The organism is Roseomonas sp. TF40 (assembly GCF_057219975.1).
In genome coordinates, this window is sequence record NZ_JBXVVR010000003.1 from 251,439 (window position 1) to 274,556 (window position 23,118).

The 23,118-nt window shown below is 71.0% G+C and carries 28 protein-coding genes and 1 tRNA gene; 12 read left to right on the forward strand and 17 right to left on the reverse strand.

The window, feature by feature from the left end:
* Positions 1-2 precede the first annotated feature (2 nt).
* The 4 genes from AC2D9U_RS11065 to AC2D9U_RS11080 all read right to left on the reverse strand — a co-directional run bounded on the left by AC2D9U_RS11065 (position 3) and on the right by AC2D9U_RS11080 (position 3,148).
* On the reverse strand, positions 3-803 hold the full coding sequence (locus AC2D9U_RS11065) for an aspartate dehydrogenase (RefSeq protein ID WP_484748806.1): 801 nt from the start codon (positions 801-803) through the stop codon (positions 3-5).
* 85 nt (positions 804-888) lie between these two features.
* Positions 889-1,674 carry an SDR family NAD(P)-dependent oxidoreductase gene (locus tag AC2D9U_RS11070; RefSeq protein ID WP_484748809.1) on the reverse strand — a complete coding sequence of 262 codons (786 nt, stop codon included), beginning with the start codon at positions 1,672-1,674 and terminating at the stop codon, positions 889-891.
* Between the two features lie 152 nt (positions 1,675-1,826).
* Positions 1,827-1,902 (reverse strand) — tRNA-His (locus AC2D9U_RS11075).
* Between the two features lie 52 nt (positions 1,903-1,954).
* Complete coding sequence (locus tag AC2D9U_RS11080; protein ID WP_484748811.1) at positions 1,955-3,148, reverse strand: aminotransferase; 1,194 nt, start codon at positions 3,146-3,148, stop codon at positions 1,955-1,957.
* A 317-nt stretch (positions 3,149-3,465) separates the two neighbouring features.
* Between AC2D9U_RS11080 and AC2D9U_RS11085 the strand changes: the two genes are divergently transcribed.
* Positions 3,466-3,804: a P-II family nitrogen regulator gene (locus AC2D9U_RS11085; protein ID WP_482001740.1), complete on the forward strand. Its 339-nt coding sequence runs from the start codon at positions 3,466-3,468 to the stop codon at positions 3,802-3,804.
* Between the two features lie 270 nt (positions 3,805-4,074).
* The gene (glnA, locus tag AC2D9U_RS11090) at positions 4,075-5,514 is read left to right on the forward strand and encodes a type I glutamate--ammonia ligase (RefSeq protein ID WP_484748817.1); all 1,440 of its coding nucleotides are present in this window, start codon (positions 4,075-4,077) and stop codon (positions 5,512-5,514) included.
* Positions 5,515-5,569: 55 nt separating this feature from the next.
* Here glnA and AC2D9U_RS11095 read toward each other — a convergent pair whose 3' ends face one another.
* A complete protein-coding gene (locus AC2D9U_RS11095) occupies positions 5,570-6,055 on the reverse strand; it encodes a MarR family winged helix-turn-helix transcriptional regulator (RefSeq protein WP_484748819.1) in 486 nt (161 codons plus the stop codon).
* Between the two features lie 48 nt (positions 6,056-6,103).
* On the opposite strand from AC2D9U_RS11095, the gene AC2D9U_RS11100 reads away from it, so the two are divergent.
* The 6 genes from AC2D9U_RS11100 (at position 6,104) to AC2D9U_RS11125 (ending at position 11,463) form a co-directional block, all read left to right on the forward strand.
* The gene (locus tag AC2D9U_RS11100; protein WP_484748821.1) at positions 6,104-7,717 is read left to right on the forward strand and encodes an ABC transporter substrate-binding protein; all 1,614 of its coding nucleotides are present in this window, start codon (positions 6,104-6,106) and stop codon (positions 7,715-7,717) included.
* Between the two features lie 42 nt (positions 7,718-7,759).
* Entirely contained in the window at positions 7,760-8,920 is a 1,161-nt protein-coding gene (locus AC2D9U_RS11105) for a YeeE/YedE family protein (RefSeq protein WP_484748823.1), read from the forward strand.
* A gap of 197 nt (positions 8,921-9,117) precedes the next feature.
* Positions 9,118-9,411, forward strand: a complete 294-nt coding sequence (locus tag AC2D9U_RS11110) for a c-type cytochrome (protein ID WP_484748825.1) — start codon at positions 9,118-9,120, stop codon at positions 9,409-9,411.
* 11 nt (positions 9,412-9,422) lie between these two features.
* On the forward strand, positions 9,423-10,703 hold the full coding sequence (locus AC2D9U_RS11115) for an FCSD flavin-binding domain-containing protein (protein WP_484748828.1): 1,281 nt from the start codon (positions 9,423-9,425) through the stop codon (positions 10,701-10,703).
* Positions 10,700-11,137 (forward strand): thiosulfate oxidation carrier protein SoxY, encoded by a 438-nt coding sequence (locus AC2D9U_RS11120; RefSeq protein WP_484748831.1) that lies wholly within the window; start codon positions 10,700-10,702, stop codon positions 11,135-11,137. The genes AC2D9U_RS11115 and AC2D9U_RS11120 overlap by 4 nt, the downstream gene beginning before the upstream one ends.
* Positions 11,134-11,463, forward strand: a complete 330-nt coding sequence (locus tag AC2D9U_RS11125) for a thiosulfate oxidation carrier complex protein SoxZ (protein WP_484748833.1) — start codon at positions 11,134-11,136, stop codon at positions 11,461-11,463. Before AC2D9U_RS11120 ends, AC2D9U_RS11125 begins: the two co-directional genes overlap by 4 nt.
* On the opposite strand, the gene AC2D9U_RS11130 is transcribed toward AC2D9U_RS11125, so the two are convergent.
* Complete coding sequence (locus AC2D9U_RS11130; protein WP_484748836.1) at positions 11,450-12,265, reverse strand: MmyB family transcriptional regulator; 816 nt, start codon at positions 12,263-12,265, stop codon at positions 11,450-11,452. The two genes, AC2D9U_RS11125 and AC2D9U_RS11130, sit on opposite strands and share 14 nt — an antisense overlap.
* Positions 12,266-12,376: 111 nt before the next feature.
* Between AC2D9U_RS11130 and AC2D9U_RS11135 the strand changes: the two genes are divergently transcribed.
* Both AC2D9U_RS11135 and AC2D9U_RS11140 read left to right on the forward strand, forming a co-directional pair.
* Positions 12,377-12,808 (forward strand): hypothetical protein, encoded by a 432-nt coding sequence (locus AC2D9U_RS11135; protein WP_484748838.1) that lies wholly within the window; start codon positions 12,377-12,379, stop codon positions 12,806-12,808.
* A gap of 36 nt (positions 12,809-12,844) precedes the next feature.
* Positions 12,845-13,495, forward strand: coding sequence for a DUF1796 family putative cysteine peptidase (locus tag AC2D9U_RS11140; RefSeq protein ID WP_484748840.1), 651 nt, complete (start codon positions 12,845-12,847; stop codon positions 13,493-13,495).
* Here the strand turns inward: AC2D9U_RS11140 and AC2D9U_RS11145 are convergent.
* Positions 13,492-14,094: a YqgE/AlgH family protein gene (locus AC2D9U_RS11145; RefSeq protein WP_484748842.1), complete on the reverse strand. Its 603-nt coding sequence runs from the start codon at positions 14,092-14,094 to the stop codon at positions 13,492-13,494. The genes AC2D9U_RS11140 and AC2D9U_RS11145 overlap by 4 nt on opposite strands.
* 105 nt (positions 14,095-14,199) lie before the next feature.
* Here AC2D9U_RS11145 and AC2D9U_RS11150 point away from each other — a divergent pair, with 105 nt between their 5' ends.
* Together AC2D9U_RS11150 and AC2D9U_RS11155 are read left to right on the forward strand one after the other, a co-directional pair.
* The gene (locus tag AC2D9U_RS11150; protein ID WP_484748845.1) at positions 14,200-14,682 is read left to right on the forward strand and encodes a redoxin family protein; all 483 of its coding nucleotides are present in this window, start codon (positions 14,200-14,202) and stop codon (positions 14,680-14,682) included.
* A 35-nt stretch (positions 14,683-14,717) separates the two neighbouring features.
* Positions 14,718-14,972, forward strand: a complete 255-nt coding sequence (locus tag AC2D9U_RS11155; RefSeq protein ID WP_484748847.1) for a hypothetical protein — start codon at positions 14,718-14,720, stop codon at positions 14,970-14,972.
* On the opposite strand, the gene AC2D9U_RS11160 is transcribed toward AC2D9U_RS11155, so the two are convergent.
* From AC2D9U_RS11160 to rpsA, 10 genes are all read right to left on the reverse strand, one after another.
* Positions 14,969-15,658, reverse strand: coding sequence for a glutathione S-transferase family protein (locus tag AC2D9U_RS11160; protein WP_484748850.1), 690 nt, complete (start codon positions 15,656-15,658; stop codon positions 14,969-14,971). The genes AC2D9U_RS11155 and AC2D9U_RS11160 overlap by 4 nt on opposite strands.
* Positions 15,659-15,669: 11 nt before the next feature.
* Positions 15,670-16,503, reverse strand: a complete 834-nt coding sequence (gene trpA / locus AC2D9U_RS11165; protein WP_484748853.1) for a tryptophan synthase subunit alpha — start codon at positions 16,501-16,503, stop codon at positions 15,670-15,672.
* A 1-nt stretch (position 16,504) separates the two neighbouring features.
* Positions 16,505-17,758: a tryptophan synthase subunit beta gene (gene trpB / locus AC2D9U_RS11170; RefSeq protein WP_484748857.1), complete on the reverse strand. Its 1,254-nt coding sequence runs from the start codon at positions 17,756-17,758 to the stop codon at positions 16,505-16,507.
* A 26-nt stretch (positions 17,759-17,784) separates the two neighbouring features.
* Positions 17,785-18,306 (reverse strand): GNAT family N-acetyltransferase, encoded by a 522-nt coding sequence (locus AC2D9U_RS11175; RefSeq protein WP_484748859.1) that lies wholly within the window; start codon positions 18,304-18,306, stop codon positions 17,785-17,787.
* A complete protein-coding gene (locus tag AC2D9U_RS11180) occupies positions 18,303-18,941 on the reverse strand; it encodes a phosphoribosylanthranilate isomerase (protein ID WP_484748862.1) in 639 nt (212 codons plus the stop codon). Before AC2D9U_RS11180 ends, AC2D9U_RS11175 begins: the two co-directional genes overlap by 4 nt.
* Positions 18,938-19,627, reverse strand: coding sequence for an orotidine-5'-phosphate decarboxylase (pyrF, locus tag AC2D9U_RS11185; protein WP_484748866.1), 690 nt, complete (start codon positions 19,625-19,627; stop codon positions 18,938-18,940). The genes AC2D9U_RS11180 and pyrF overlap by 4 nt, the downstream gene beginning before the upstream one ends.
* Positions 19,628-19,640: 13 nt before the next feature.
* Positions 19,641-19,964 carry a LapA family protein gene (locus AC2D9U_RS11190; protein WP_484748868.1) on the reverse strand — a complete coding sequence of 108 codons (324 nt, stop codon included), beginning with the start codon at positions 19,962-19,964 and terminating at the stop codon, positions 19,641-19,643.
* A gap of 60 nt (positions 19,965-20,024) precedes the next feature.
* On the reverse strand, positions 20,025-20,342 hold the full coding sequence (gene ihfB / locus AC2D9U_RS11195; protein ID WP_484748871.1) for an integration host factor subunit beta: 318 nt from the start codon (positions 20,340-20,342) through the stop codon (positions 20,025-20,027).
* Positions 20,343-20,363: 21 nt separating this feature from the next.
* Positions 20,364-21,290: a signal peptide peptidase SppA gene (gene sppA / locus AC2D9U_RS11200; protein WP_484748874.1), complete on the reverse strand. Its 927-nt coding sequence runs from the start codon at positions 21,288-21,290 to the stop codon at positions 20,364-20,366.
* A gap of 94 nt (positions 21,291-21,384) precedes the next feature.
* Entirely contained in the window at positions 21,385-23,100 is a 1,716-nt protein-coding gene (gene rpsA, locus AC2D9U_RS11205) for a 30S ribosomal protein S1 (RefSeq protein WP_484748877.1), read from the reverse strand.
* Positions 23,101-23,118 lie beyond the last annotated feature (18 nt).

Genomic DNA, 23,118 nt, shown 5'->3' on the forward strand with positions numbered 1-23,118 from the left:
CGCTAGCTTCCCACTTTCAGCGTGCTGGTCAGGCCGCGCAGGCAGGCGAGGATGGAGAGCGGCGTGATCTTGCCGGTGCGCGGGTTCTCCTCGCTCGGCACGTTCTCGATCGTCATGGTCAGGCGCGCTGCAGCGGCCTCGACGCGGATGGTGTGGGTGTTGCGGGTGACCCCGGGATCGGCCCAGATCTCGACCATCGTGCGCTCCGGCCCGATGCCGGCCAGCGCCAGGGCGGCGGCCACGTTCACATTGGCCGGGAAGCCCTGCGCGGCGTCGAAGGCATTGCCCTTGAAGACCAGCGTGGCGGCGGTGATGGTCGTAACGTCGATCCTGTGCTGCTCGAGATAGGGCGCACCGACCAGGCCGCGCGGCGGCTTGCGCGTCTCGATGGTGACGGAGGCGACCTCGCCCTCGGCCGCCGCGCGCACGGCATCGAGGCCGAGCAGCGCGCCAGTGGGGACGATGATGCGCGCGCCGGATTGGCGCGCGGCCTCCACCAGATGCATGCGCGGCAGCAGCGCGCCCACGGAAGAGGGCACGAAGATCTTGCCCAGACCGATGGCGCTGGTGGCGATCTGCTCGAAGACGGCGGCGGGCGCCGCCTCCACCACGATGTCGGCGCGCTGGGCGAGGCTCGGCAGGTCGACCAAGTCAGGCATGCTGCGGAAGCCGGCCATGTTGGCCCGCGCCTTGGCTTCGTCGCGCGCGCTGACGGCAACCAGGCGCAGCCCCTGCACGCCCTGGTCGAGCGCACGGGCCAGATGCAGGCCGATGGCGCCGAGACCGCCGATGGCAACCGTCATTTCACGCATGTGTCGAGACCTCGATGGAACTGGAAAGGCTGGGAGAGGCGATGGCAAGCCGGGTGGCGGCGTGGCGGGACGCCCGTCACATCGCTGGGCTGCGGCCACCATCGACATTGATGGCGGTGCCGGTGATGTAGCCGCCCTGGTCGGAGGCGAGGAAGGTGGCCAGCGCCGCGAATTCCTCGGCCTTGCCGATCCGCCCGAGCGGCACGCCCTTGCCCTGCTCAGCCTTCCATTCCTCCCAGGTGATGCCGCGCGGATCGGCGGCGTGGCGACGCACCCATTGGTCGGATTCGATGATGCCGACCATCATGCCATTCACCAGGATGCCATGCGGCGCGCCCTCGCCGGCCAGGATCTTGGTCAGTGCCATGCCGGCGGCGCGGGAGACGGCGGTGGGCGCGCCGGCGGGGCCGGGCGTCTTCGCCTGGGTGCTCAGCACGTTGATGATGCGGCCCCATTTCTTCGCCTGCATGCCCGGCCAGACGGCGCGGATCAGGCGGATGGCGGCGAAAAGCTTGAGGTCGAGATCGGCCTGCCAGAGCGCGTCGTCCACCTCCATGAAGGGGCCGCGCTGGCTGGTGCCGGCGTTGTTCACCAGGATGTCGATGGGCCCGAGCGCGGCGGTGGCGGTGGCGACGGCATGGGCGCAGCCCTCGGCGGTCGCGATGTCGGCCGGGATGGCGATGACCTGCGCGCCCTGGAAGCGCCCGGCGATCCGGGCCCGCGCGGCGTCCAGCGCCTCGGCCCCGCGCGCGACGAGGGCGACCCTGGCGCCGGACTCGACGAAGCTATCGGCGATGGCGAGGCCAAGGCCCTTGGAGCCGCCGGTGATCAGGGCGGTGTGGCCATCGAGGCGGATCTGCATGGGGGCGTCCTTCGCGGGGACCGGCCGCCCGCGACAGGCGCCCCGCCGCCTGTCTGGCGGGGCGAGGCCGCGAACGCGGCCCGCGGCCTATGCCGCGAAGCCATGCCGGCGGATGCCGGCGCCCGGCGTCTGAGGGCTGGAAAGGCTTCCGATGGGGCGATCGACGGGGCTCGAACCCGCGACATCCAAGACCACAACCTGGCGCTCTACCAGCTGAGCTACGACCGCCACATCGGAGGCGCTGGATAGGGCGGGCGCGGCCTTGGCGTCAACCCGTCACTCAGCCCGCCGCCGCGCGCGGCGTGCCGGCGCGGCGTGCGAGCCAGGCCTCGAGCCGCTCGAGTGCTGCCGTCAGCACCGCCTCGTTCTTGCAGAAGGCGAAGCGGGCGTAGTGGTTGGGCGCGTCGGCGCTGGCATAGAAGGCCGTGACAGGAATCGCCGTGACCTTCGCCTCGGTGGTCAGCGTGCGGCAGAAGGCGACATCGTCGCCGGTGAAGCCGAGGGGGCGGAAATCGGTGGTGATGAAGTAGCTGCCCTGGGTCGGCAGCACGCCGAAACCCAAGCGCGCCAGCCCGTTCGCCAACAGGTCGCGCTTGGCCTGCAGGCTGCTGGCGAGGCCGGCGAAATAGGCGTCGTCCTTGGCGAGGCCCACCGCGATGCCGCGCTGCAGGTTGGGTGGCGTGGTGAAGGTCAGGTTCTGGTGCGCCTTCAGCACGTTGGGATAGAGCCCGGCATCGCAGGTGATGTAGCCGATCTTCCAGCCCGTGAGGCTGAAGGTCTTGCCCGCCGAGCCCACGCGCATGCAGCGTTCGCGCATGCCGGGCAGCGTCATCAGCGGGATGTGCTTCCAGCCGTCGAAGGTCAGGTGCTCATAGACCTCGTCGCAGATCGCGTAGCAGTCGTGCTTCTGCACAAGCTCCGCGATGTAGGCGAGCTCCGCGGCGGTGAAGACCTTGGAGGCCGGGTTCATCGGCGTGTTGAGCAGGATCGCCTTGGTCTTCGGCCCGAAGGCGGCGGCGAGCTCGGCGCGCGGCAGCTCCCATTTCGGCGGGCTGAGGCGCACCAGTTTGGGGATGGCGCCCAGCAGCTTCACCACCGGCAGGTAGGTGTCGTAGAGCGGCTCGATCAGCACGCATTCATCGCCGGGGTTCAGCACGGCCATGAGGCAGGCGGTGATGGCTTCGGTCGCACCCGAGGTGACGATCACCTCGCGCATCGCATCCACCTCGAGCCCGTAGAAGCGCTTGTTGGCGGCGGCGACGGCCTGGCGCAGCTCGGGCAGGCCGGGCATGGGCGGGTATTGGTTGCGCCCGTCCTTCAGCGCGGCGGCGGCGGCCTCGATCACGTCTTCCGGCCCGTCATAATCGGGGAAGCCCTGGCCGAGATTGATGGCGCCGTGTTCGACGGCCAGCGCCGACATCACGGTGAAGATGGTGGTGCCGGTGGCGGAGAGCAGGTCGTTCTGGGGCTTCACGGGCGGGGCCTTGGGCGCAGTTTTCGATCGCAGCGCCAGACAATGGGGGGGGAGGCCGGGGGGCGCAACCTCTGGCCCCGGGGCGTTTCGCGCATCTGCCCATGATTTTGGCAGTTTGCACGATTTATGGCAGAATTGCGTGGCGGGCCTGTCAGAATCCGCGGCCGGTGGCGTTGCCGTCCTGGCATGGCCCATGCAAAACCCCTCCCGCGCCGAGAGGCGTGAACCGAGTGGGTTGCGGGCAGGAGACAGGCTTGCGCGCGGGCCCTGGCCATCCGGGCCAGGGTTTCGAAGCAGCAGGCGGAGTGACGGAGCCGATGAAAAAGATCGAGGCGATCATCAAGCCCTTCAAGCTCGACGAGGTGAAGGACGCGCTGCACGAGATCGGGCTGCAGGGCCTGACGGTGGTGGAGGCGAAGGGGTTCGGCCGGCAGAAGGGCCATACGGAGCTGTACCGCGGCGCCGAATACGTCGTGGATTTCCTGCCGAAGGTGAAGATCGAGGTGGTCTGCCCCGATGAGCTTTGCGAGCGCGCGATCGAGGCGATCACCGCCGCGGCGCGCACCGGGCGCATCGGCGATGGCAAGATCTTCGTCAGTGACGTGCAGGAAGTGATCCGCATCCGCACGGGCGAGCGGGGCGACGACGCCGTCTGAGGGCGGCACCGCCGGCGATGACCGAAGGGGCGCAGCGGCCAGGGGCCGCGAGCACCCGGAGGTCTGAATCGCAGGCGCAAGCTTCACGTTGCCGCCACGCATCGTGGCGGCAGCGCGAGACGGGCCGGACCGGCATGGGCCGGGGAAGGCTGGCTGGATGCAGGGCGTCTCCCGCAGCGGGAGGGTCGCCGGCATCCGGGCGCGTGGCGGAGGCCGGTCTCCGTCGCGCGGCACTTGGACCGGGACGAGCAGGGAACAGGACCGCACACGATGGCGAAGAAGCCGGCAGCCGGGGGCAGCAACGCCGCCGTCTCCAAGGTCATGGAAATGATCAAGGAGCACAGCGTCGAATACGTCGATTTCCGTTTCACCGATCCGCGCGGCAAGTGGCAGCACACCGCGCAGCACGTCTCCACCATCGATGAGGACGTGTTCTCCGACGGCATCATGTTCGACGGTTCGTCGATCGCCGGCTGGAAGGCGATCAACGAGTCCGACATGATCCTGATGCCGGATGCCGCGACCGCGGTGATGGATCCCTTCTCGGCCAAGCCGCAGATGATCCTGTTCTGCGACATCGTCGAGCCCTCGACCGGCCAGATGTATTCGCGCGACCCGCGCAGCACGGCCAAGCGCGCCGAGGCCTACCTGAAGAGCACGGGCATCGGCGACACGGCGTTCTTCGGCCCCGAGGCCGAGTTCTTCGTGTTCGACAGCGTGAAGTTCGGCACGGGCGGCAATTTCGGCCACTTCTCCCTCGACAGCATCGAGGGCCCGGGTGCGAACATGAAGGACTACCCCGAGGGCAACATGGGTCATCGCCCGGTCGTCAAGGGTGGCTACTTCCCGGTTCCGCCGGTGGACAGCGAGAGCGACCTGCGCGCCGAGATGCTCTCCACCATGGGCGAGATGGGCCTGCCCATCGAGAAGCACCACCATGAGGTGGCGCAGAGCCAGCATGAGCTCGGCACCAAGTTCGGCCCGCTCGTGCAGCAGGCGGACTTCATGCAGATCTACAAGTACTGCGTGCACAACGTTGCCCACAGCTACGGCAAGACGGCGACCTTCATGCCGAAGCCGATCTATGGCGACAACGGCTCGGGCATGCATGTGCACCAGTCGATCTGGAAGGCCGGCAAGCCGATGTTCGCGGGCAATGGCTATGCGGACCTCAGCGAGATGGCGCTGCACTACATCGGCGGCATCATCAAGCACGCGAAGGCGCTGAACGCCTTCACGAACCCGCTGACCAATAGCTACAAGCGCCTGATCCCGGGCTTCGAGGCCCCCGTGCTGCTGGCCTATTCGGCCCGCAACCGCTCGGCCTCCTGCCGCATCCCCTACGCGACGAGCCCGAAGGCCAAGCGCGTCGAGGTGCGCTTCCCGGATCCGGGTGCGAACCCCTACCTCGCCTTCGCGGCGATGCTGATGGCCGGCCTCGACGGCATCAAGAACAAGATCCACCCGGGCGACGCCATGGACAAGGATCTCTACGACCTGCCCCCCGAGGAGCTGAAGGGCATCCCGACGGTGTGCGGCTCGCTGCGTGAGGCGCTGGGTGCGCTCGCCGCCGACCACGAGTTCCTGCTCGCCGGCGACGTGTTCACCAAGGACCAGATCGAGAGCTACATCGAGCTGAAGTGGACGGAAGTCTACAAGTTCGAGCACACGCCGCACCCGGTCGAGTTCGAGATGTACTACTCGGTCTGATCGTCCTTCGGACGGTTGGTCTGGAGAACCCGCCGGCGCAAGCCGGCGGGTTTTTTCATGTGCCCTCGCCGCGGCCCCAGCCATCGTCGCGCAGCGTCAGCTTGCCGAGCAGCGCGAGCAGTTGCGTTCGTTCCCTTGACGACAGTGGCGCCAGCATCGCCGCCTCGCGCGCCTGCAATTCGGGCAGCAGCCGGGCCAGCAGCGCCTGGCCGGCCTCGGTCAGGTCGAGGATCGCGGCACGGCTGTCCTCCGGGTGCGGGCGGCGGCGCACGCGCCCGGCCCGGATCAGCCGCCCCACGGCGCGGCTGATGCTGTTCTTGGGCAGGCTCGAAGGCCCCGCGATCTGCTGCGCGGTCAGCCCCGGCATCTCCGCCAGCCAGAGCATCACCACGAATTCCGGCCGGCTCAGCCCCTCCCGCGCTTCCCAGGCGCGGTAGAGCGGGCCGGTCAGCGTGTTCGCCAGCCAGGAAATCCGGTAGCCCGCCAGCACCGGGGCTGTGGCGAGCATGCGGTCGAGCGGGCCGGAATCTTGGTTCCACATGGAACCATCCTGCGCTAGCCTCGCGCCCAAGAAAACAGGAGGAATGCCATGTCGTACCGTCCCACCCTGCCCCGACGCGCCCTGATGGCCGGCGCGGTTGCCGCCCCCTTCCTCGGCGTCGCCACCGCCCGCGCGCAGCGCCAGGACCCGCGCGTGCTGCGCTATGTGCCGCAGGCCAACCTCGCCAGCCTCGACCCGGTCTGGACCACGGCGACGGTCACCTCCAACCATGGCTACTACGTCTACGACACGCTCTTCGCGCAGGATGCGCAGGGCGCCTACCAGCCGCAGATGGCCGAGGGGCACAGCGTCTCCGCCGATGGCCTGACCTGGCGCATCACCCTGCGTGAGGGCCTGACCTTCCATGACGGCACGCCGGTGCGCGGCGTGGATTGCGCGGCCAGCCTGCGCCGCTGGTCGGCGCGCGACGGGCTGGGCCAGGTGCTGGCCGGGCGCGTGGCGGAATGGGCCGCGCCCGAGGACCGGGTGCTGGAGATCCGGCTCAACCGGCCCTTCCCGCTGATGCTCGCCGCGCTGGGCAAGGCCTATGCCGGCATCCCCTTCATCATGCCCGAGCGCATCGCGCGCACCGATCCCAACACCGCCATCACCGAGGTGATCGGCAGCGGCCCCTATCGCTTCCTGGCCAATGAATACGTCTCCGGCAGCCGCGTGGCCTATCAGCGCTTCGAGGGCTATCGCCCGCGCGCCGAGGCGCCCTCCTGGGGGGCGGGCGGCAAGGTGGCGATGGTGGATCGGATCGAGTGGCAGATCATCCCCGATGCCGCCACCGCCGCCGCCGCGCTGCGCACCGGCGAGGTCGATTGGTGGGAATTGCCGCAGGTGGACCTGCTCGCTGCCCTGCAGCGCGACCGCAACATCGCCGTGCGCGTCATCGATCCCACGGGGCAGCTCGTGTTCATGCGCATGAACAGCCTCTCCGGCCCCTTCGCCAACAAGGCGCTGCGCCAGGCGATCCAGATGGCGGTCAGCCAGCCCGACTATCTCCGCGCCTCGGCGGGGCAAGAGGCCGATGCCTGGCGCGAATGCATGAGCCTGTTCCCCTGCGGCACCACCTATGAGACCAAGGCCGGGCCGGGCCTCGCGCGCATGCAGGCGCCGCGCAACCTCGATGCCGCGCGCGCCGCGATCCGCGCCAGCGGCTATGCGGGCGAGCGCATCGTGGTGCTCAACCCCTCCGACTTTCCGCTGATCCAGCCGCTGGGCGTGGTCACGCACGACCTGTTCCGCCGGCTCGGCCTGAACAGCGAATTGGCGGAGAGCGACTGGGGCACGGTGGTGCAGCGCCGCACCAACCGCGAGATCCCCGAGCGCGGCGGCTGGAGCGCCTTCCACACCTTCGGCGCCAGCGGGCTCTTCGCCAATCCGCTGGTGAATCTGCTGGTCCGCGGCACGGGCGAGCGCGGCTGGCCCGGCTGGTACCAGAACGCCGAGGTCGAGGCCGCCGTCACCGCCTGGCTCGACGCGCCGGACGAGGCCTCGCGCCGCGCGGCCGCGGATACCGCGGGGCGGATCGCGATGGATGAGGTCTCGACCCTGCCGCTCGGCATCGTGTTCAACCGCACCGCCTTCCGCCGCAGCATGAGCCCGCCGATGGAGGGGGCCGCGCCCTATCCCTGGAACATCCGCAAGACGGTCTGAGCGGCGCTTTCCGCGCGCCAGCGTTTCGGCTATCGCGCCGGCATGGCCGGCCCGACCCTGCGCATCGCCCTTGCCCTCGCGCTGCTGCTCGGCGGCGCGGGCTGGTTGCTGGCCGAGCAGGGCGGGCGGATGGCGCTGCTCTGGGGGCTGGGCGCCGCGCTCGGGCTGAGCCTGTTCCACGCCGCCTTCGGCTTCGCCGGCGCCTTCCGGCGCCTGCTGGGCGAGGGGCGCGGCGTGGGGCTGCGGGCGCAGATGGTGATGCTCGGCCTGGCCGTGCTGCTGTTCTTCCCGGCGCTCGAGGCCGGCAGCCTGTTCGGCCAGCCGGTGCGCGGCTTCGTCTTTCCGGTCGGAATCGGGCTGCTGGTGGGCGCCTTCCTGTTCGGCATCGGCATGCAACTCGGCGGGGGCTGCGGCTCCGGCACGCTCTACACGGCGGCGGGCGGGCAGGGGGCGCGGATGTGGGTGACGCTGGCGAGCTTCATCGCCGGGGCCACGCTGGCGGCCTATCTCTCCGAATCCTGGAGCGCCTGGCCGGCGCTGCCGGCGGTCTCACTGCCCGCGAGGCTCGGCACCTGGCCGGCGCTGGGCCTGAGCCTTGGCGTCTTCGCGCTGGTCTGGGCGGTCTCCGTCGTCCTCGAGCGCCGCGCGACGGGCGGGGTGGAGCGGCTGGAATGGCGCGGCGGGGCGCTGCTGCGCGGGCCCTGGCCGTTGGTCTGGGGCGCGGTCGCGCTCGCGCTGCTCAACTTCGCGACCCTGGCCGTGGCCGGGCGGCCCTGGGCCATCACCGCGGCCTTCCCGCTCTGGGGCTCGCGTGGGATCGAGGCGCTCGGCCTGGACGACCCCGCCTTCTGGCCCTTCTGGGAGGACCCGACCCGCACCGAGGCGCTGCTCCGCCCCCTGCTGGCGGACCGCATCACGGTGATGGATCTGGGGCTGATGGCGGGCGCCTTCCTGGCCGCCGCGCTGGCGGGGCGGGCCGCGGAGTGGCGCTGGCCGGGCTTCGGGCCGCTGGCGGGCTCGGTGGTCGGGGGCGTGTTGCTTGGGGTTGGGGCGACGCTGGCCTTCGGCTGCAATGTCAGTGCCTATTTCGGCGGCATCGCCTCGGGCAGCCTGCATGGCTGGGTCTGGATCGTGCCTGCCTTGATCGGCAATTGGGTGGGGCTGAAGCTGCGCCCGGCCTTCGGGCTCGGCCGGCCCGCGTAAATTTTTTCGGGGGGCGCCGAGGCGAATTCCTCCTGTGGCGCCGGGCCGCCCTGCCATGCCATCCTCCCCTACCTTGCCCGCTTGGCATGGCCTTGCCGAAGCCGCCCGGAGAGGCGCTTGCGCCCGCCCTGGGTTCGTTTGACGGCGGTGGGCGCAGCGATTAGCCACGCGCTCCCGCCTTGCCGGAGACGCCAGAGATGACCATCCGCGCCCTGTTCACCGCCGCCCTGCTCGCGCTCGGCGCCCCCGCGCTCGCCCAGACGCCGGGCCCGATCGCCGCCGAGGGATGCCTCGGCTGCCACGGCCCGGGTGGGACCGGGATGGGCCCCATCGTGTCGCTGGCCGGGCGCGACCAGACCGAACTCGTCGCCGCCATGGCCGCCTTCCGCAGCAATGAGCGCGCCGGGACCATCATGGGCCGCGTCGCCCGCGGCTACACCGAGGCCGAGATCGCCGCCATCGCCGCGCATTTTTCCCGACTGCCGCGCTGAGGAGCCGGATCATGACGCACCATCTCTCCCGCCGCGCGCTGCTCGGCGCCGCCGCTCTCCTCGCCGCCCCGGCCACGCTGCGCGCCCAGGGCAGCACCGCCCGCCTGCTCGTCATCGGCGGCGGCTTCGGCGGCGCCTCGGCGGCGAATTTCGCGCGCCGCACCTATCCCTGGCTCGAGGTCACGCTCGTCGAGCCCAAGACGCGCTTCGTCACCTGCCCCTATGGCAACCTCGTGCTCGCCGGGAAGCGCCAGATCGGCGAGATCACGCACAGCTATGACGGGCTGCGCGCGCGCGGCGTGCGGGTGGTGCATGACTGGGCCACGGGCATCGACCCCACGGCCCGCACCGTCCGCCTGCAGGGCGGCGAGACGCTGGGCTATGACCGGCTGATCCTCTCGCCGGGCATCGCGCTGCGCTGGGGCGCGCTGGAGGGCTATACCGAGGCCGCCGCCGAGATCATGCCCCATGCCTGGGTCCCCGGCGACGGCGCGCAGACCCTGCTGCTGCGCCGCCAGCTTGAGGAAATGCCCGATGGCGGCGTGGTGGGCATGGCGATCCCGGCCAACCCCTTCCGTTGCCCGCCGGGCCCCTATGAACGCATCAGCATGATCGCGGCCTACCTCAAGCGCCACAAGCCGCGCTCCAAGATCCTGGCCTTCGACGCGAAGGAGGCCTTCAGCAAGCAGGGCCTGTTCCAGGATGGCTGGGCGGCGCTCTATCCCGGCCTGGTGGAGTGGGTGCCGGCCAGCCGCGACGGGCGCATCGTGAAGGTGGACGCCACCGAGCGCGTGCTGGAGAGCGAGTTCGGCGAGAAGCACAAGGTGGCGGTGGCCAATGTCATCCCGCCGCAATCGGCTGCCCGCATCGCGATCGATTCAGGGCTCGCCGACAATTCCGGCTGGGTGCCGGTGAACCCCATCACCTTCGAGAGCCGCGCCGCGCCGGGCATCCATGTCGTCGGCGATGCGAACATCCCCGGCCCCATGCCGAAATCCGGCTACATCGCCAATTCCACGGCGAAGCAGGCGGTGGCCTCGGCCGCGGCCTCGCTGCGGGGCACCGCCCCCTCGGCCGGGGTTTACTACAACACCTGCTATTCCCATGTGGGCGACGAATACGGGATCTCGGTGGTCGGCATCTTCCGCCCGAATGCGGAGGGCAATGCCATCGTCGAGGTCGCGAATTCGGGCGGCGTCTCGCCGCGCGGAAACCTGCCGGAGCAGCGGCGGCTGGAAGCGCTCTACGCCGATGCCTGGTACGCCTCCATCACGAAGGACATGTTTGCGTGAGCTTCCGGCCTGGCCGCCGTGCCGTGCTTGCCCTGGCCCTGATGCCCGTCGCGGCGGCGGCCATGCCGACCGAGGCCGAGCTCGCCGCCGCGATCCGTGAGCAGATCGGCGATGCCGTGCCGGAAGAGGGTGGCATCACGCTGCGCGTGCCGGTGGTGGCGGAGAATGGCGGGCAGGTGCCGGTGACGGTGCTGGTGGACAGCCCGCAGACCGAGGCCAATCACGTCACCGCCATCCATCTCTTCACCCCGCGCAACCCGACCGCCGGGGTGGCGAGTTTCCGGCTGACGCCCTTGCTCGCCCGCGCGGAGGTGCAGACGCGCATCCGCCTCGCGGAGGAACAGCGGCTGATCGTGCTGGCCCAGTTCAACGATGGCCGCGTGCGGCAGGCGAGTGCCGAGATCCGCGTGACGACCGGCGGGTGCCTGACATGAGCGGGTCGCTCGCCACGCCACGCATCCGCGCGCCGCGCTCCGCCCGGCCAGGCGAGGTGGTGGAGATCCGCACCCTCATCGAGCACCCGATGGAAACCGGCCTGCGCCAGCAGGGTGCGCGCCCCGTCCCGCGGGACATGCTCAACCGCCTCACCGTGCGGGTGAATGGCGCGGTCGCCTTGCAGGCGGAGCTGCGCAACGGCACCGCCGCCAACCCCTATCACGTCTTCTTCCTTCGCCTCGATCGCACCAGCGAGATCGACTTCACCTGGACCGACGAGGCCGGGCGCAGCGCGCGCGCCAGCACGCGCATCACGGTGGGCTGAGGCTCTCCGCCATCCGCCGCAGCGCCGCGGCGGTGGCGGCATCGGCGGGCAGCAGCGCCTCGACGAAGATCTCCGACAGCGTGACATCCACCGGCGTGCCGAAGACGGTGGTCGTGGTCAGGAAGGCGAGTTCCCCCACCCCCGGCACGCGCAGCCGGAAGGCAAGTGCCACGGCGTTGGCGTCCACCGTCGCGTGGCCGAGCGGGCCGGGATAGCCGCGCAGCTCCTCGAGCAGGGCCAGCAGCTCGGCATCCGCGCTCAGCGCCGCCTGCTGCGCGAGCCGTTCGAGGATATGCGCGCGCCACTCCGGCAGGTTCACGACCATCGGCGCCAGGCCGCGCGGGTGCAGCGACAGGCGCAGCACATTCACCGGCGGGGCGAGCAGCGCCGGATCGACGCCGGCCAGCAGCGGCGCCACCGCGCCATTCGCCGCCACCATGTGCCAGCCGCGATCCAGGGCGAGGGCCGGGAAGGGCATGTGCGCCGCCAGCACCTGCTCCACCGCCGCCCGCGCCGCCTGCAGCGCCGGGTCGCTCAGCGCCCGGCGGGGAAAGACCGGGGCATGGCCGGCGGCGACCAGCAGCGCGTTGCGCTCGCGCAGCGGCACCTCCAGGTGGCGGGAGAGGCGCAGCACCATCTCGCGGCTCGGCACGGCGCGGCCGCTCTCGATCCAGCTCAGATGGCGCTGCGAGACCTCGGCCGCCAGCGAGAGGTCGAGCTGGCTGCGCCGGCGCCGCTGCCGCCAGGCGCGCAGCAACTCGCCGACCGGCGCGGCGGGGGAGGGAAGGGTCAGGCTGGCCATGCGGGGAGGATAGGCCGCGCCGGCGCGGCGCCGCCATGACCTCGGAGGTCATCGCGCCGCTGACGCGCCGGGCGGATGCTCCGGCCATCGGAACCGAGAAGGAGAGCCCCGATGGACCGTCTTCCCGCCACCCCCCTGCTGCGCCTGTCCCTGATGATCGATGCCGTGGCGAGTGGCGCCACCGGCCTGCTCATGGCCGCCCTGCCCGGGCCGCTCGGCGGGCTGTTCGGCCTGCCGCCGGGGCTGGTGCAGGGGGTGGGGCTGTTCTTCCTGCCCTATGCGGCGGGCGTGGCCTATCTCGGCACCCGCCCGGCCCCGGCGCGGCGCGCGGTGCAGGCGGTGATCCTGCTCAACCTGATCTGGGTGGTGGACAGCCTGCTGTTCGCGGCCTTCGCCCGGCCGCTGCTGGGGCTCGCCCCCGGCGCGCTCGGAATCGCCTTCGTGCTGGGGCAGGCGGCGCTGGTGCTGGGCTTCGCGTTGCTCCAGGCCATCGCGCTGCGGCGTGCAGACGCAGGGCCGATGGCTGCCCCGCGTGCGGCGTGATAACGGACGGGGCATGAGCATCTCGCCCCGCCCTGCATGTCGCTGATCGGCGCGCATAGCGCCGTGGTCTCGCTCGGCGCCTCCTGCCAGCCGGCGCGGCAGATCCGGCTGAACCAGGATCTGCTTTCGGCCCGGCTGGGCGATGCGCTGCATCCCCAGACCCTGCCGCTGGACTGGATGTTCGCGCCCCCCGATGCCGCGGCGCGGGTCATCGCCGCCCCGGTGCGGGTGCCGCCCCAGCGGGGCGAGTTGATCCGTGCCGAGCAGCCTTTCTGGGCTCGGCATGGGCTGTGGCTCTGGCACGACCCGATCGCGTCCGACGCCGATTTCGCCGCGATGCAGGACCGCCAGGCGCGGCGCTGGGCGCGCTTCGACGCGCTGGCGAGCCTCAAGCGGCGGGTCTTCGTGGTGGCGAACACGCAGAACAACCTGCTGCGCGTTGCCCATGCCGCGCCGCAGCGGCTCGATTTCCGGCTGAGCGCGCAGCGCATGGGCGCGATCGCGGCGGCCATCGCCGGGCGCTTCGGGCGGGACGGCAACACGCTGCTCTTCCTCGCCTATGCCAGCCGGCTCACGCCCGATGCGCACAAGGCGGGCTTTCCGCTGGCGGTGCTGGAACCCGATGCGACGGACCATGAGGGCGACGACGCCCAATGGCGCGCCGCCTTCGACAGGCTTCTGGCTTAAGCCCGGCCGGCGTTGACCGAGAGCGCGGCGGGGTCGATGCGCAGCCGGGCCAGGGCCTCGCGCCACAGCCGCTCGGGCGCTTCCTCGAACAGCAGCGCGCGGTCGGCGGGGACGGAGAGCCAGGCGTTGCGCTGGATCTCATCCTCCAGCTGGCCGGGACCCCAGCCGGCATAGCCGAGAGCGAGCAGCCCCTCGGTCGGCCCGCCGCCGCCAGCGATGGCCTTGAGGATGTCCACGCTCGCGGTCAGCGCAATCTCGCCGCTCACGCGCAGGCTGCCCTCGGTCTCCCAATCGGCGGTGTGCAGCACGAAGCCGCGCCCGCCCTCCACCGGCCCGCCCTGCATCAGCCGGATGCGCCGCGCCGGCGGCGTGGGGGCGACATCGAGCTGCTTCATCAGATCATCGAAGGTCATGCCCGGCATCGGCTTGTTCAGCACGAGGCCCATCGCGCCATCGGGCGAATGCGCGCAGAGGCAGATCACCGTGCGGGCGAAGCGCGGGTCCTGCATGTTGGGCATGGCCACCAGCAATTGGCCGGAGAGATAGCCCTCCAGGATCGTGGTGGAGGCAGGAAAGGGTTTCGGGGCGCGTCGGGCCATGCGGGAAAGATGGCGGTGCCGGGCCGCGCCCGCAAGCGTATCGCCCGCATGGACGGCAGGGCGGATTCTGCCCTATGGAGACCCACCCAACGGGAGAGAGTTGAGATGACGATCAAGGTCGGTGACAGCATGCCTGCGGTGAAGATCATGCAGGCGACGGCAGAGGGGCCGAAGGAAGCCGCGATCGGCGAGATCTTCGCGGGCAAGACCGTGGTGCTGTTCGGCGTGCCCGGCGCCTTCACCCCGACCTGCTCGGCCAAGCACCTGCCCGGCTTCGTGCAGAACGCCGCCGCGCTGAAGGCCAAGGGCGTGGACCTGATCGCCTGCATGTCGGTGAACGACGCCTTCGTGATGGGCGCCTGGGGCAAGGACCAGGGCATCACGGATGAGGTGCTGCTGCTGGCCGATGGCTCGGCCGACCTCACCAAGGCGATGGGCCTGGAATTCGACCTGACGGCGCGCGGCCTCGGCCTGCGTTGCCAGCGCTTCGCCCTGGTGGCGAAGGACGGCAAGGTGACGCATGTCGCCGTCGAGGCGCCGGGCGCCTTCGAGGTCTCCAAGGCGGAGGCCGTGCTGGCCGCGCTTTGATGGCGCGGGACCCCTTCGGCCCGGCTGCCATTGCGATGTTCGCCTGGCAGTCGGGCTGGGTCTTCACGCTGCGCAGCGCGCAACTCGCGCTGCAGCCGGGCAATGCGGCCGGCTCGCTGGCCGAGATGGTGGCGGAGAAGCAGCGGGCCTTCGCCGATGGCATGATGGCCGCGGGCAAGGCCGCGCTGCTCGGCAGCCGGCCCGATGTGGTGGCCGCCGCCGCGCTGCGCCCCTCACGCCGCCGGGTGGCGGCGAATCTGCGTCAGTTGAAGCGCGACGGGCTGGGTTAGGCGCCCACAGCCGGCGCGCTGCGCGCGACGCCACCATGCAGGTCGAGCATCCGCTCATGCCAGGCATGGATCGCGTCGTCCGGTTCCAGGATGCGCAGCGGGCTCACGCAGCGCGCCCACATGAAGCTGCCGAAGACGATGTAGTCGGCGTAGTCGGGCTCCTCGCCGCCGAGATAGGCCTGCAGCTTCAGCGTCATGCGCAGCGGCTGCAGGCTGGCGCGGAAGGCAGGAAGCTGCGCCTCGCGGTCGGCGGTGACCTCGGCCAGCGGCTTGCCGAAGCGCTTCTCGCGGCTCGCGATGAAATAGGCGCGGTCCTTCGGATCCAGCAGCGCGGGAATGTCGCTGACGATGAAGCGCACCAGCCCCGCACTCACCACGGCATCGGTCCAGGCGGTGATGAAGCGGTAGCTCGCGGGCCGGCCATGCAGGATGGCGGGCGTTTCGGGATAGGCGGCGTCCAGGTGCTGCGCGATGGCCCAGCTGTCGGGCACCACCGTCGTGCCATCGACCAGCACCGGCACCTTGTCGTGCTTGGCGAAGGCCAGCTTCTCGACCTCCGTGAAGCGCCAGGGCACCGAGACGAAGTCGATCCCCTTATGTGCCAGGGCCATGCGCGATCGCCAGCAATAGGGGCTGAACACCAGGGCCGGGTCGCGGCCGCAGAGTTCGTAGAGCTGGCGGGCCATGGCGCTCTCCTTCAGGCAGGGATTCGGGGCGTGGCGTGTACCGCCGCGGCCAGGCCGCGCACCTTGTCGAGCACGGCGCCCACGGTGGCGGGCGTGGCGCGGCCCTCGGCGTCCAGCGTCGCGGCCAGCGTGTCGACCAGCGCCGTGCCCACCACCGCGCCATCCGCGACCGCGGCCGCGACCGCCGCCTGCTCGGGCGTGCGGATGCCGAAGCCGATCGCCACCGGCAGGTCGGTGTGGCGCTTCAGCGCGGCGATGGCGGGCGCGAGCGAGGCGTAGTCCGCGCTGCGCGTGCCGGTGATGCCGGTGATCGAGACGTAGTAGATGAAGCCCGTGGTGGCGCCGAGCACGCGCGGCAGCCGCGCTTCCTCCGTGGTGGGCGCGACCAGGCGGATCAGATCGAGGCCCTGCGCGCGGGCATGGGGCTCGACCTCATCGGCTTCCTCGGGCGGCACATCGACGATGATGAGGCCATCGACGCCCGCGGCGGCGGCCTCGGCGCAGAAGCGTTCGACGCCATGGGTCAGGATCGGGTTGTAGTAGCCCATCAGCACGATCGGCGTGTCGGCTTCCGTCGCGCGGATGCGGCGCACCATCTCCAGCACGCCGACCACCGTCGCACCCGCCTTCAGCGCGCGCTGCCCGGCCTTCTGGATGGAGGGGCCATCGGCCATCGGATCGGTGAAGGGCACGCCGATCTCGATCACGTCGGCCCCGGCGCCGGGCAGGCCCGAGAGGATGGCGAGCGAGGTCTCGCGGTCGGGATCGAAGGCCTGGAGATAGGTGACGAGCGCGCCGCGCCCCTCAGCCTTGAGCGCCGCGAAACGGGTGGCAATGCGGCTCATCTCAGATCTTCTCGCCCAGGTGCTTCGCGACCGTGAAGATGTCCTTGTCCCCGCGGCCACAGAGATTCATCAGCAGGATGTGCTCGGCCGGCAGGGTGGGGGCGATCTTCATCACATGCGCCAGAGCGTGCGCGGGCTCGAGTGCGGGGATGATCCCCTCCTGCCGCGAGCAGAGCTGGAAGGCTTCCAGCGCCTCGTCATCCGTGGCGCCGACATATTGCACGCGGCCGATCTCATGCAGCCAGGAATGCTCCGGCCCCACGCCCGGATAGTCGAGCCCGGCGGAGATGGAATGCGCCTCGGTGATCTGGCCGTCGCCATCCTGCAGCAGATAGGTGCGGTTGCCATGCAGCACGCCCGGCCGGCCGCGCGAGAGCGCCGCCGCATGCTCATGCGTATCGAGGCCACGGCCCGCCGCCTCCACGCCCACCATCGCGACATCCTTGTCGTCGAGGAAGGGGTAGAACAGGCCCATGGCGTTGGAGCCACCGCCCACGGCGGCGATCAGCGTATCCGGCAGGCGGCCCTCGGCCTCGAGCATCTGCGCGCGCGCCTCGGTGCCGATCACGGATTGGAAGTCGCGCACCATGGCGGGGTAGGGGTGCGGGCCGGCGACGGTGCCGATGCAGTAGTAGGTGTCGTGCACATTCGCGACCCAGTCGCGCAGGCCTTCGTTCATCGCGTCCTTCAGCGTGGCGGCACCCGAGGTCACGGGCACGACCTCCGCACCCAGCAGCTTCATGCGGAAGACGTTGGGCTGCTGCCGCTCGACATCGGTCGCACCCATGTAGACCACGCAGGGCAGGTCCATGAGCGCGCAGGCGGTGGCGGTGGCCACGCCATGCTGGCCCGCCCCGGTCTCGGCGATGATGCGCGTCTTGCCCATCTTCTTCGCGAGCAGGATCTGGCCGAGCACGGCGTTGATCTTGTGCGCGCCGGTGTGGTTCAGCTCGTCGCGCTTGAAATAGACCTTGGCGCCCAGGCCGGGCGCGGCGGATTTGCGCAGATGCGCGGTCAGGCGCTCGGCATACCAGAGCGGGCTGGGGCGGCCGACATAATGCGTCAGAAGCCGGCGCCACTCGGCCTGGAAGGCCGCATCCTTCTTGCTCGCCTCATAGGCGGCCTCGACCTCGAGGATGAGGGGCATGAGAGTTTCGGCAACGAAACGGCCGCCGAAATCGCCGAAGCGGCCGCGCGCATCGGGACCCTGCTTGAAGGAATTGGGGCGAAGGGAATTGGGAAGGGGCTTGTTCACGGGCGTTGTCCTGATTTGAACGTCTCTTAGCGCAGCAGGGCGCGAAGATCACCCCACACGAAGGCCGTCTCGGGCATGGAGAAGGGCCCGCGATGCCCGATCTGGCGCCGGCCTTCGATTGCGCCAGTGGCGACGTAGAAGGCGCGCGCCGGCGCATTGGCATCCAGCGCCCAGGCCCCGCCATCCGCGCAGCCCGTGGCCAGCAGCAGGGCCGCACCCTCGGCCAGCAGGGCGCGGCCGATCCCCCGGCGCTGCGCGCGCTGCAGCAGGTAGAGCCCCGAGACCTCGCCCTGCGTGCCCAGCCCCGGATCCCGCGCGCGGCAGACGGCGATGAAGCCCAGGATCGCCGGCCCCTCCATCGCCAGCAGCACGCCGCCGGGCAGGGGTGGTTCGGCCAGGTTGCGCGCCCAGGCGGCGCGGCGCCGGGCGGGGTCGGTCATCTCGGCGAAGAGGTCGTCCGGCACCAGGCCGGCATAGGTCTCTTCCCAGGCCTGGGCGTGCATCTCGCCGAGCGCGGCTGCGTCCGCGCGGGTGGCCGCGCGGATCACGCCGCCTGTGCCGCCGCGACGAAGGCGGCGATCAGCGCCGGATCCTTCACGCCCCGCGCGCGCTCGACGCCGGAGGAGACATCGACGCCCGGCGCGCCCGACACCGCGATGGCCTCGGCCACATTGCCCGGCGTGAGCCCGCCCGCGAGCAGCCAGGGGCGGGCGATGGCGCGACCCTTGGTGAGCGTCCAGTCGAAGGGCGCGGCATTGCCGCCGGGCAAAGGCGCGCCGGGCGGGGCCTTGGCGTCGAGCAGGAAGCGATCCACCACGGGGGCATAGGCATCGAGCGCGGCGAAATCCGCGGGCTGAGCGATGCCCAGCGCCTTCATCACAGGCCGACCGAAGCGCGCGCGCAATGCGGCGCAGCGCGCGGGCGTCTCCTCGCCATGCAATTGCAGGATGTCGAGCGGCAGGGCGGCCAGCACCGCCTCGATCAGCGCGTCCGGGGCATCGACGAAGAGCCCCACGCGCAGCGGCCCGCCTGTGATCAGGCCGGACAGCGCGGCGGCCTGCGTGGGTGTCACGGCGCGCGGCGAGGGCGGGAAGAAGACGAAGCCGATGAAATCCGCCCCCGCCGCGGCCGCCGCCTGCATCGCCGCGGGGTCGTTGATCCCGCAGATTTTCGTCTGCTTCACGCCAACGCCGCCGCGATGTCACGCGCTGCGGCGGCGGGATCGGGGGCGCGCGTGATGGGGCGGCCCACCACGACCCAGCTCGCCCCGGCCGCCTTCATCTCCTCCGGCGTCGCGGTGCGCGCCTGGTCATCGGCGGCACTGCCCGCGGGACGCACCCCGGGCACGACCAGCGCCGGGCCCGCGCCGAGCGCATCGCGGATCGGCGCGACCTCGCGCGGCGAGCAGACCAGCCCATCCGCGCCCGCCGCCACCGCCAGCCGCGCGAGGCGCAGCACCTGCTGCACCGTCCCGCCCGCCACGCCGGTCTCGGCCAGGGTGGAAGCGTCGATACTGGTCAGCACGGTCACGGCCAGGATCTTCGGCCGCGCCGCGCCACCCGCCTGCTCCGCCGCCGCGCGCGCCGCCGCCACCATGGCCGGCCCGCCCGCGGCGTGGATGGTGATCCAGGCCGCGCCCAGGGGGGCGAGGGAGCGGATCGCCCCGGCGACGGTGTTGGGGATGTCGTGCAGCTTTACATCCAGGAAGACCGGCCGGTGCTGCGCAATGCGCCGCACGGCGGCCCCGCCCTCGGCCGAGAACAGCTCCAGCCCCACCTTCAGCAGCCCGGCATGGGGCGCGGTGGCGCGCGCCCAGGCCTCGGCGGTGGCGAGGTCCGGCGCGTCGAGCGCGACGCAGAGGCCCGTCACGCGACTTGGCCCGTCACGCGACTGGGGCGGGCAGGCGCCCGAGATTGGCGGCGCGCTGCCGCTCGGCCTCACGCGCCTTCAGCGTGGCGAGTTCGGCTTCCAGCAGCCGCGCGGCGGCCTCCACCTCACGGGCGCGGCGGCGCGCGCTGAAGCTCGCCCCCCAGGCCAGCAGGGCGCCGACCAGGAAGGAAACGGCGCAGAGCACCAGCACGGCGATGCCGAGCGGCGCCGCCCAGGCGAGGTCGAAGGGCCAGAGCGTGAGCTCGACCTCCGCCGTGTTCGACAGGGCGAACAGCGAGAGCAGCAGGACAAGGGGCAGGAACATGAGCCAGCGCATGGCGTCGCCTCCGGATCGGGCGGCTGATTTACGACGCGCAAGCGGTCGGCGGAAGGTGCCTCAGGCGCTGCGCGCGCGGCGGGTGGATTCCTGCAGGGGCCCGCCATTCACGCGTTCCCGCAACTCCTTGCCCGGCTTGAAATAGGGCACGGCCTTGCCCTCCACCGCCACGGCGGTGCCGGTGCGCGGGTTGCGCCCGGTGCGCGGGTCGCGCCGCTTGGTCGAGAAGGCGCCGAAGCCGCGCAGCTCCACCCGGTCGCCGCGCGACAGGGCGGCGATGATCTCGTCGAAGATGGTGGTCACGATCAGCTCCACATCCGGCTGGCGCAGATGCGGGTTGGCGGCGGCCAATTGGGCAATCAGTTCAGATCGGGTCATGGGACACCCGCCATCCTCGGTTCATGGGCCGACAGGCTGCCAAAGGGCGCGCAGCCGGTCAACGCCAACCCATTCATCCATAATGTTTTTCGTGAGCGCGCCCCAGAAGGCGCCGAAGCTGCGCTCAGCCAGGCTGCGCGTCTCCACGTCGCGCACGGGCAGGCCCTCGGGCAGGCCGCGCTCGGCCACCAGCCAGGCGCGCGCCTCGGCCTCGCCGCCGATCGCGTCCACCAGGCCCAGGTGCTGGGCCTGCCGGCCGGTGAAGACGCGCCCATCGGCCAGGGCGCGCACCGCCTCGGGCTCCATGCGGCGCCCGGCGGCGACCATCGCGACGAATTGCTCATGCAGGTCGTTGACCACGCGCATCAGCTCGGCGCGCCCGGCCTCGGTCATCGGGGCGAAGGGGCTGGGATTCGCCTTGAAGGGGCCCGAGGCCAGGCTCTCCGCCCGCACGCCGAGCCAGGCGAGCAGGGAGGAGACGTCGAAGCTCTGCAGGATCACGCCGATCGAGCCGGTGACGGTGGAGTCGCGCGCGAAGATGCGGGCGGCGGGCAGGGCGACCATGTAGCCGGCGGAGGTCGCCGTGCCGCCCATCACCGCCACCACCGGCTTGAGCGCGGCGACCCGTGCGAGGGCATGGTGCAGCGCCTCGCCCCCCGCGACGGAGCCGCCGGGGCTGTCGATGGCGAGGATCACCGCGCGGATCTCCGCATCCTTGCCGAGGCGCTCCAGCGCCTCGACCACCTTGCGGTCGTCGCCGATGAAGCCCGTGACGTTGAGCCGCGCGATCTCCGGCCCGCCGCCGGGCAGGAAGCCGCGCGTCTCCTCCCGGAACAGGGCGAGCGCCATGGCGAGGCCAGCCACCGCCAGTACCGCGGCAGCCCGCCAGAGGGAAAGCCGGCGCTTGAGGCGTCGGCGGTCGAGCAGCAGATCGGGTTCGAGGGCCATGGCGCCTATGTGGCCCGATCCGGGCCAAGAAAAAACCCCGGAAGGCCTGCGCCTTCCGGGGGTTCCCCAAGCCTTCCGGGTGAGGGAGGGCCGCTTACTCGTCCAGGTTCTGGTTGCGGCGGCGGATGGCCGCACCCAGGATGTCGCCCAGCGAGGCGCCGGAGTCGGTCGAGCCGAACTCCTTCATCGCCTCGCGCTCCTCCTCCACTTCCTTGCCCTTGATGGTCAGGGCCAGGCGGCGGCCGGCGCGGTCGACGGCGGTGATCTTCGCATCGACCTTCTCGCCGATGGCGAACTTGTCGGGGCGCTGGTCGGCGCGGTCGCGCGCCAGCTCGGCGCGGCGGATGAAGCCGGTCAGGACCTCATCGACCTTCACCTCGATGCCATTGGCCTCGATCTTGGTCACGACCGTGGTCACGATGTCGCCCTTGCGGATGCGATCGAGCACCTCGGCCGCCGGGTCGGCGGCAAGCTGCTTGATGCCGAGCGAGATGCGCTCCTTCTCCACATCGACGTCGAGCACCTTGGCGGAGACCGTCTCGCCCTTGCGGAAATTGGCCATGGCCTGCTCGCCGGGCAGGTCCCAGCTGAGGTCGGACATGTGCACCATGCCATCGAGATCCGGGCCGAGGCCGATGAACAGGCCGAACTCGGTGATGTTGCGGATCTCGCCCTCGATCGTGCTGCCGGGCGGGTGCGCCTCGGCGAAGAGCTCCCAGGGGTTGCCCTGGGCCTGCTTCAGGCCGAGCGAGATGCGGCGCTTCGGGCCGTCCACATCCAGGATCATCACGTCCACTTCCTGCGAGGTGGCGACGATCTTGCCCGGATGCACGTTCTTCTTCGTCCAGGACATCTCGGACACATGCACGAGGCCCTCGACGCCCGGCTCCAGCTCCACGAAGGCGCCGTAGTCGGTGATGTTGGTCACGCGGCCCGAGAACTTGCCGTTGACCGGGTACTTGATCGCCACGCCATCCCAGGGATCGGCCATCAGCTGCTTCATGCCGAGGCTGATGCGCTGCGTCTCGCTGTTGAAGCGGATGACCTGCACCTTGACCTGCTGGCCGATGGTGAGCGCCTCGGAGGGGTGGTTGATGCGGCGCCAGGCGATGTCGGTGACATGCAGCAGGCCGTCCACGCCGCCGAGGTCCACGAAGGCGCCGTAGTCGGTGATGTTCTTCACCACGCCGTCCAGGATCATGCCTTCCTTGAGGCCCTGGATCAGCTCGCTGCGCTGCTCGGCGCGGGTCTCTTCCAGCACCGCGCGGCGGGAGACCACGATGTTGCCGCGGGCGCGGTCCATCTTGAGGATCTGGAAGGGCTGCGGGCTGCCCATCAGGGGCGTCACGTCGCGCACCGGGCGGATATCGACCTGGCTGCCCGGCAGGAAGGCCACGGCGCCGCCGAGATCGACGGTGAAGCCACCCTTCACGCGGCCGAAGATCACGCCGTTGACGCGCGTCTGGGCGGTGAACTGCTTCTCGAGGTTGGTCCAGGCCTCCTCGCGGCGGGCCTTCTCGCGGCTCAGCACGATGGAGCCGTCGCGGTCCTCGTAGCGCTCGACGAACAGCTCGATGACGTCACCGACCTGGACTTCGGGCTTCATGCCCTGGGGGGCGAATTCCTTGAGGGGGACGCGGCCTTCCGACTTCAGGCCGACATCGACGACGGCGAAATCGTCATCCAGGCGGATCACCTTGCCGGTGATGACCGAGCCGTGGAAGGAGGAGTTCTCGCCGAGGGTCGCGTCGAGCATCGCGGCGAAATCCTCACCGGCTTCAAGCGCGGCGAGGGGGTTGGCGTTTGCCATGCAGTATCTGTTTCCCGG

What these genes read in the sequence shown, in the direction of transcription:
- AC2D9U_RS11065 (WP_484748806.1), bottom strand. Translation starts at nt 803, where the DNA reads ATGACGGTTGCCATCGGCGGTCTCGGCGCCATCGGCCTGCATCTGGCC.
- AC2D9U_RS11070 (WP_484748809.1), bottom strand. Translation starts at nt 1,674, where the DNA reads ATGCAGATCCGCCTCGATGGCCACACCGCCCTGATCACCGGCGGCTCC.
- AC2D9U_RS11085 (WP_482001740.1), top strand. Translation starts at nt 3,466, where the DNA reads ATGAAAAAGATCGAGGCGATCATCAAGCCCTTCAAGCTCGACGAGGTG.
- glnA (WP_484748817.1), top strand. Translation starts at nt 4,075, where the DNA reads ATGGCGAAGAAGCCGGCAGCCGGGGGCAGCAACGCCGCCGTCTCCAAG.
- AC2D9U_RS11095 (WP_484748819.1), bottom strand. Translation starts at nt 6,055, where the DNA reads ATGTGGAACCAAGATTCCGGCCCGCTCGACCGCATGCTCGCCACAGCC.
- AC2D9U_RS11100 (WP_484748821.1), top strand. Translation starts at nt 6,104, where the DNA reads ATGTCGTACCGTCCCACCCTGCCCCGACGCGCCCTGATGGCCGGCGCG.
- AC2D9U_RS11105 (WP_484748823.1), top strand. Translation starts at nt 7,760, where the DNA reads ATGGCCGGCCCGACCCTGCGCATCGCCCTTGCCCTCGCGCTGCTGCTC.
- AC2D9U_RS11110 (WP_484748825.1), top strand. Translation starts at nt 9,118, where the DNA reads ATGACCATCCGCGCCCTGTTCACCGCCGCCCTGCTCGCGCTCGGCGCC.
- AC2D9U_RS11115 (WP_484748828.1), top strand. Translation starts at nt 9,423, where the DNA reads ATGACGCACCATCTCTCCCGCCGCGCGCTGCTCGGCGCCGCCGCTCTC.
- AC2D9U_RS11125 (WP_484748833.1), top strand. Translation starts at nt 11,134, where the DNA reads ATGAGCGGGTCGCTCGCCACGCCACGCATCCGCGCGCCGCGCTCCGCC.
- AC2D9U_RS11130 (WP_484748836.1), bottom strand. Translation starts at nt 12,265, where the DNA reads ATGGCCAGCCTGACCCTTCCCTCCCCCGCCGCGCCGGTCGGCGAGTTG.
- AC2D9U_RS11135 (WP_484748838.1), top strand. Translation starts at nt 12,377, where the DNA reads ATGGACCGTCTTCCCGCCACCCCCCTGCTGCGCCTGTCCCTGATGATC.
- AC2D9U_RS11140 (WP_484748840.1), top strand. Translation starts at nt 12,845, where the DNA reads ATGTCGCTGATCGGCGCGCATAGCGCCGTGGTCTCGCTCGGCGCCTCC.
- AC2D9U_RS11145 (WP_484748842.1), bottom strand. Translation starts at nt 14,094, where the DNA reads ATGGCCCGACGCGCCCCGAAACCCTTTCCTGCCTCCACCACGATCCTG.
- AC2D9U_RS11150 (WP_484748845.1), top strand. Translation starts at nt 14,200, where the DNA reads ATGACGATCAAGGTCGGTGACAGCATGCCTGCGGTGAAGATCATGCAG.
- AC2D9U_RS11155 (WP_484748847.1), top strand. Translation starts at nt 14,718, where the DNA reads ATGTTCGCCTGGCAGTCGGGCTGGGTCTTCACGCTGCGCAGCGCGCAA.
- AC2D9U_RS11160 (WP_484748850.1), bottom strand. Translation starts at nt 15,658, where the DNA reads ATGGCCCGCCAGCTCTACGAACTCTGCGGCCGCGACCCGGCCCTGGTG.
- trpA (WP_484748853.1), bottom strand. Translation starts at nt 16,503, where the DNA reads ATGAGCCGCATTGCCACCCGTTTCGCGGCGCTCAAGGCTGAGGGGCGC.
- AC2D9U_RS11190 (WP_484748868.1), bottom strand. Translation starts at nt 19,964, where the DNA reads ATGCGCTGGCTCATGTTCCTGCCCCTTGTCCTGCTGCTCTCGCTGTTC.
- ihfB (WP_484748871.1), bottom strand. Translation starts at nt 20,342, where the DNA reads ATGACCCGATCTGAACTGATTGCCCAATTGGCCGCCGCCAACCCGCAT.
- sppA (WP_484748874.1), bottom strand. Translation starts at nt 21,290, where the DNA reads ATGGCCCTCGAACCCGATCTGCTGCTCGACCGCCGACGCCTCAAGCGC.
- rpsA (WP_484748877.1), bottom strand. Translation starts at nt 23,100, where the DNA reads ATGGCAAACGCCAACCCCCTCGCCGCGCTTGAAGCCGGTGAGGATTTC.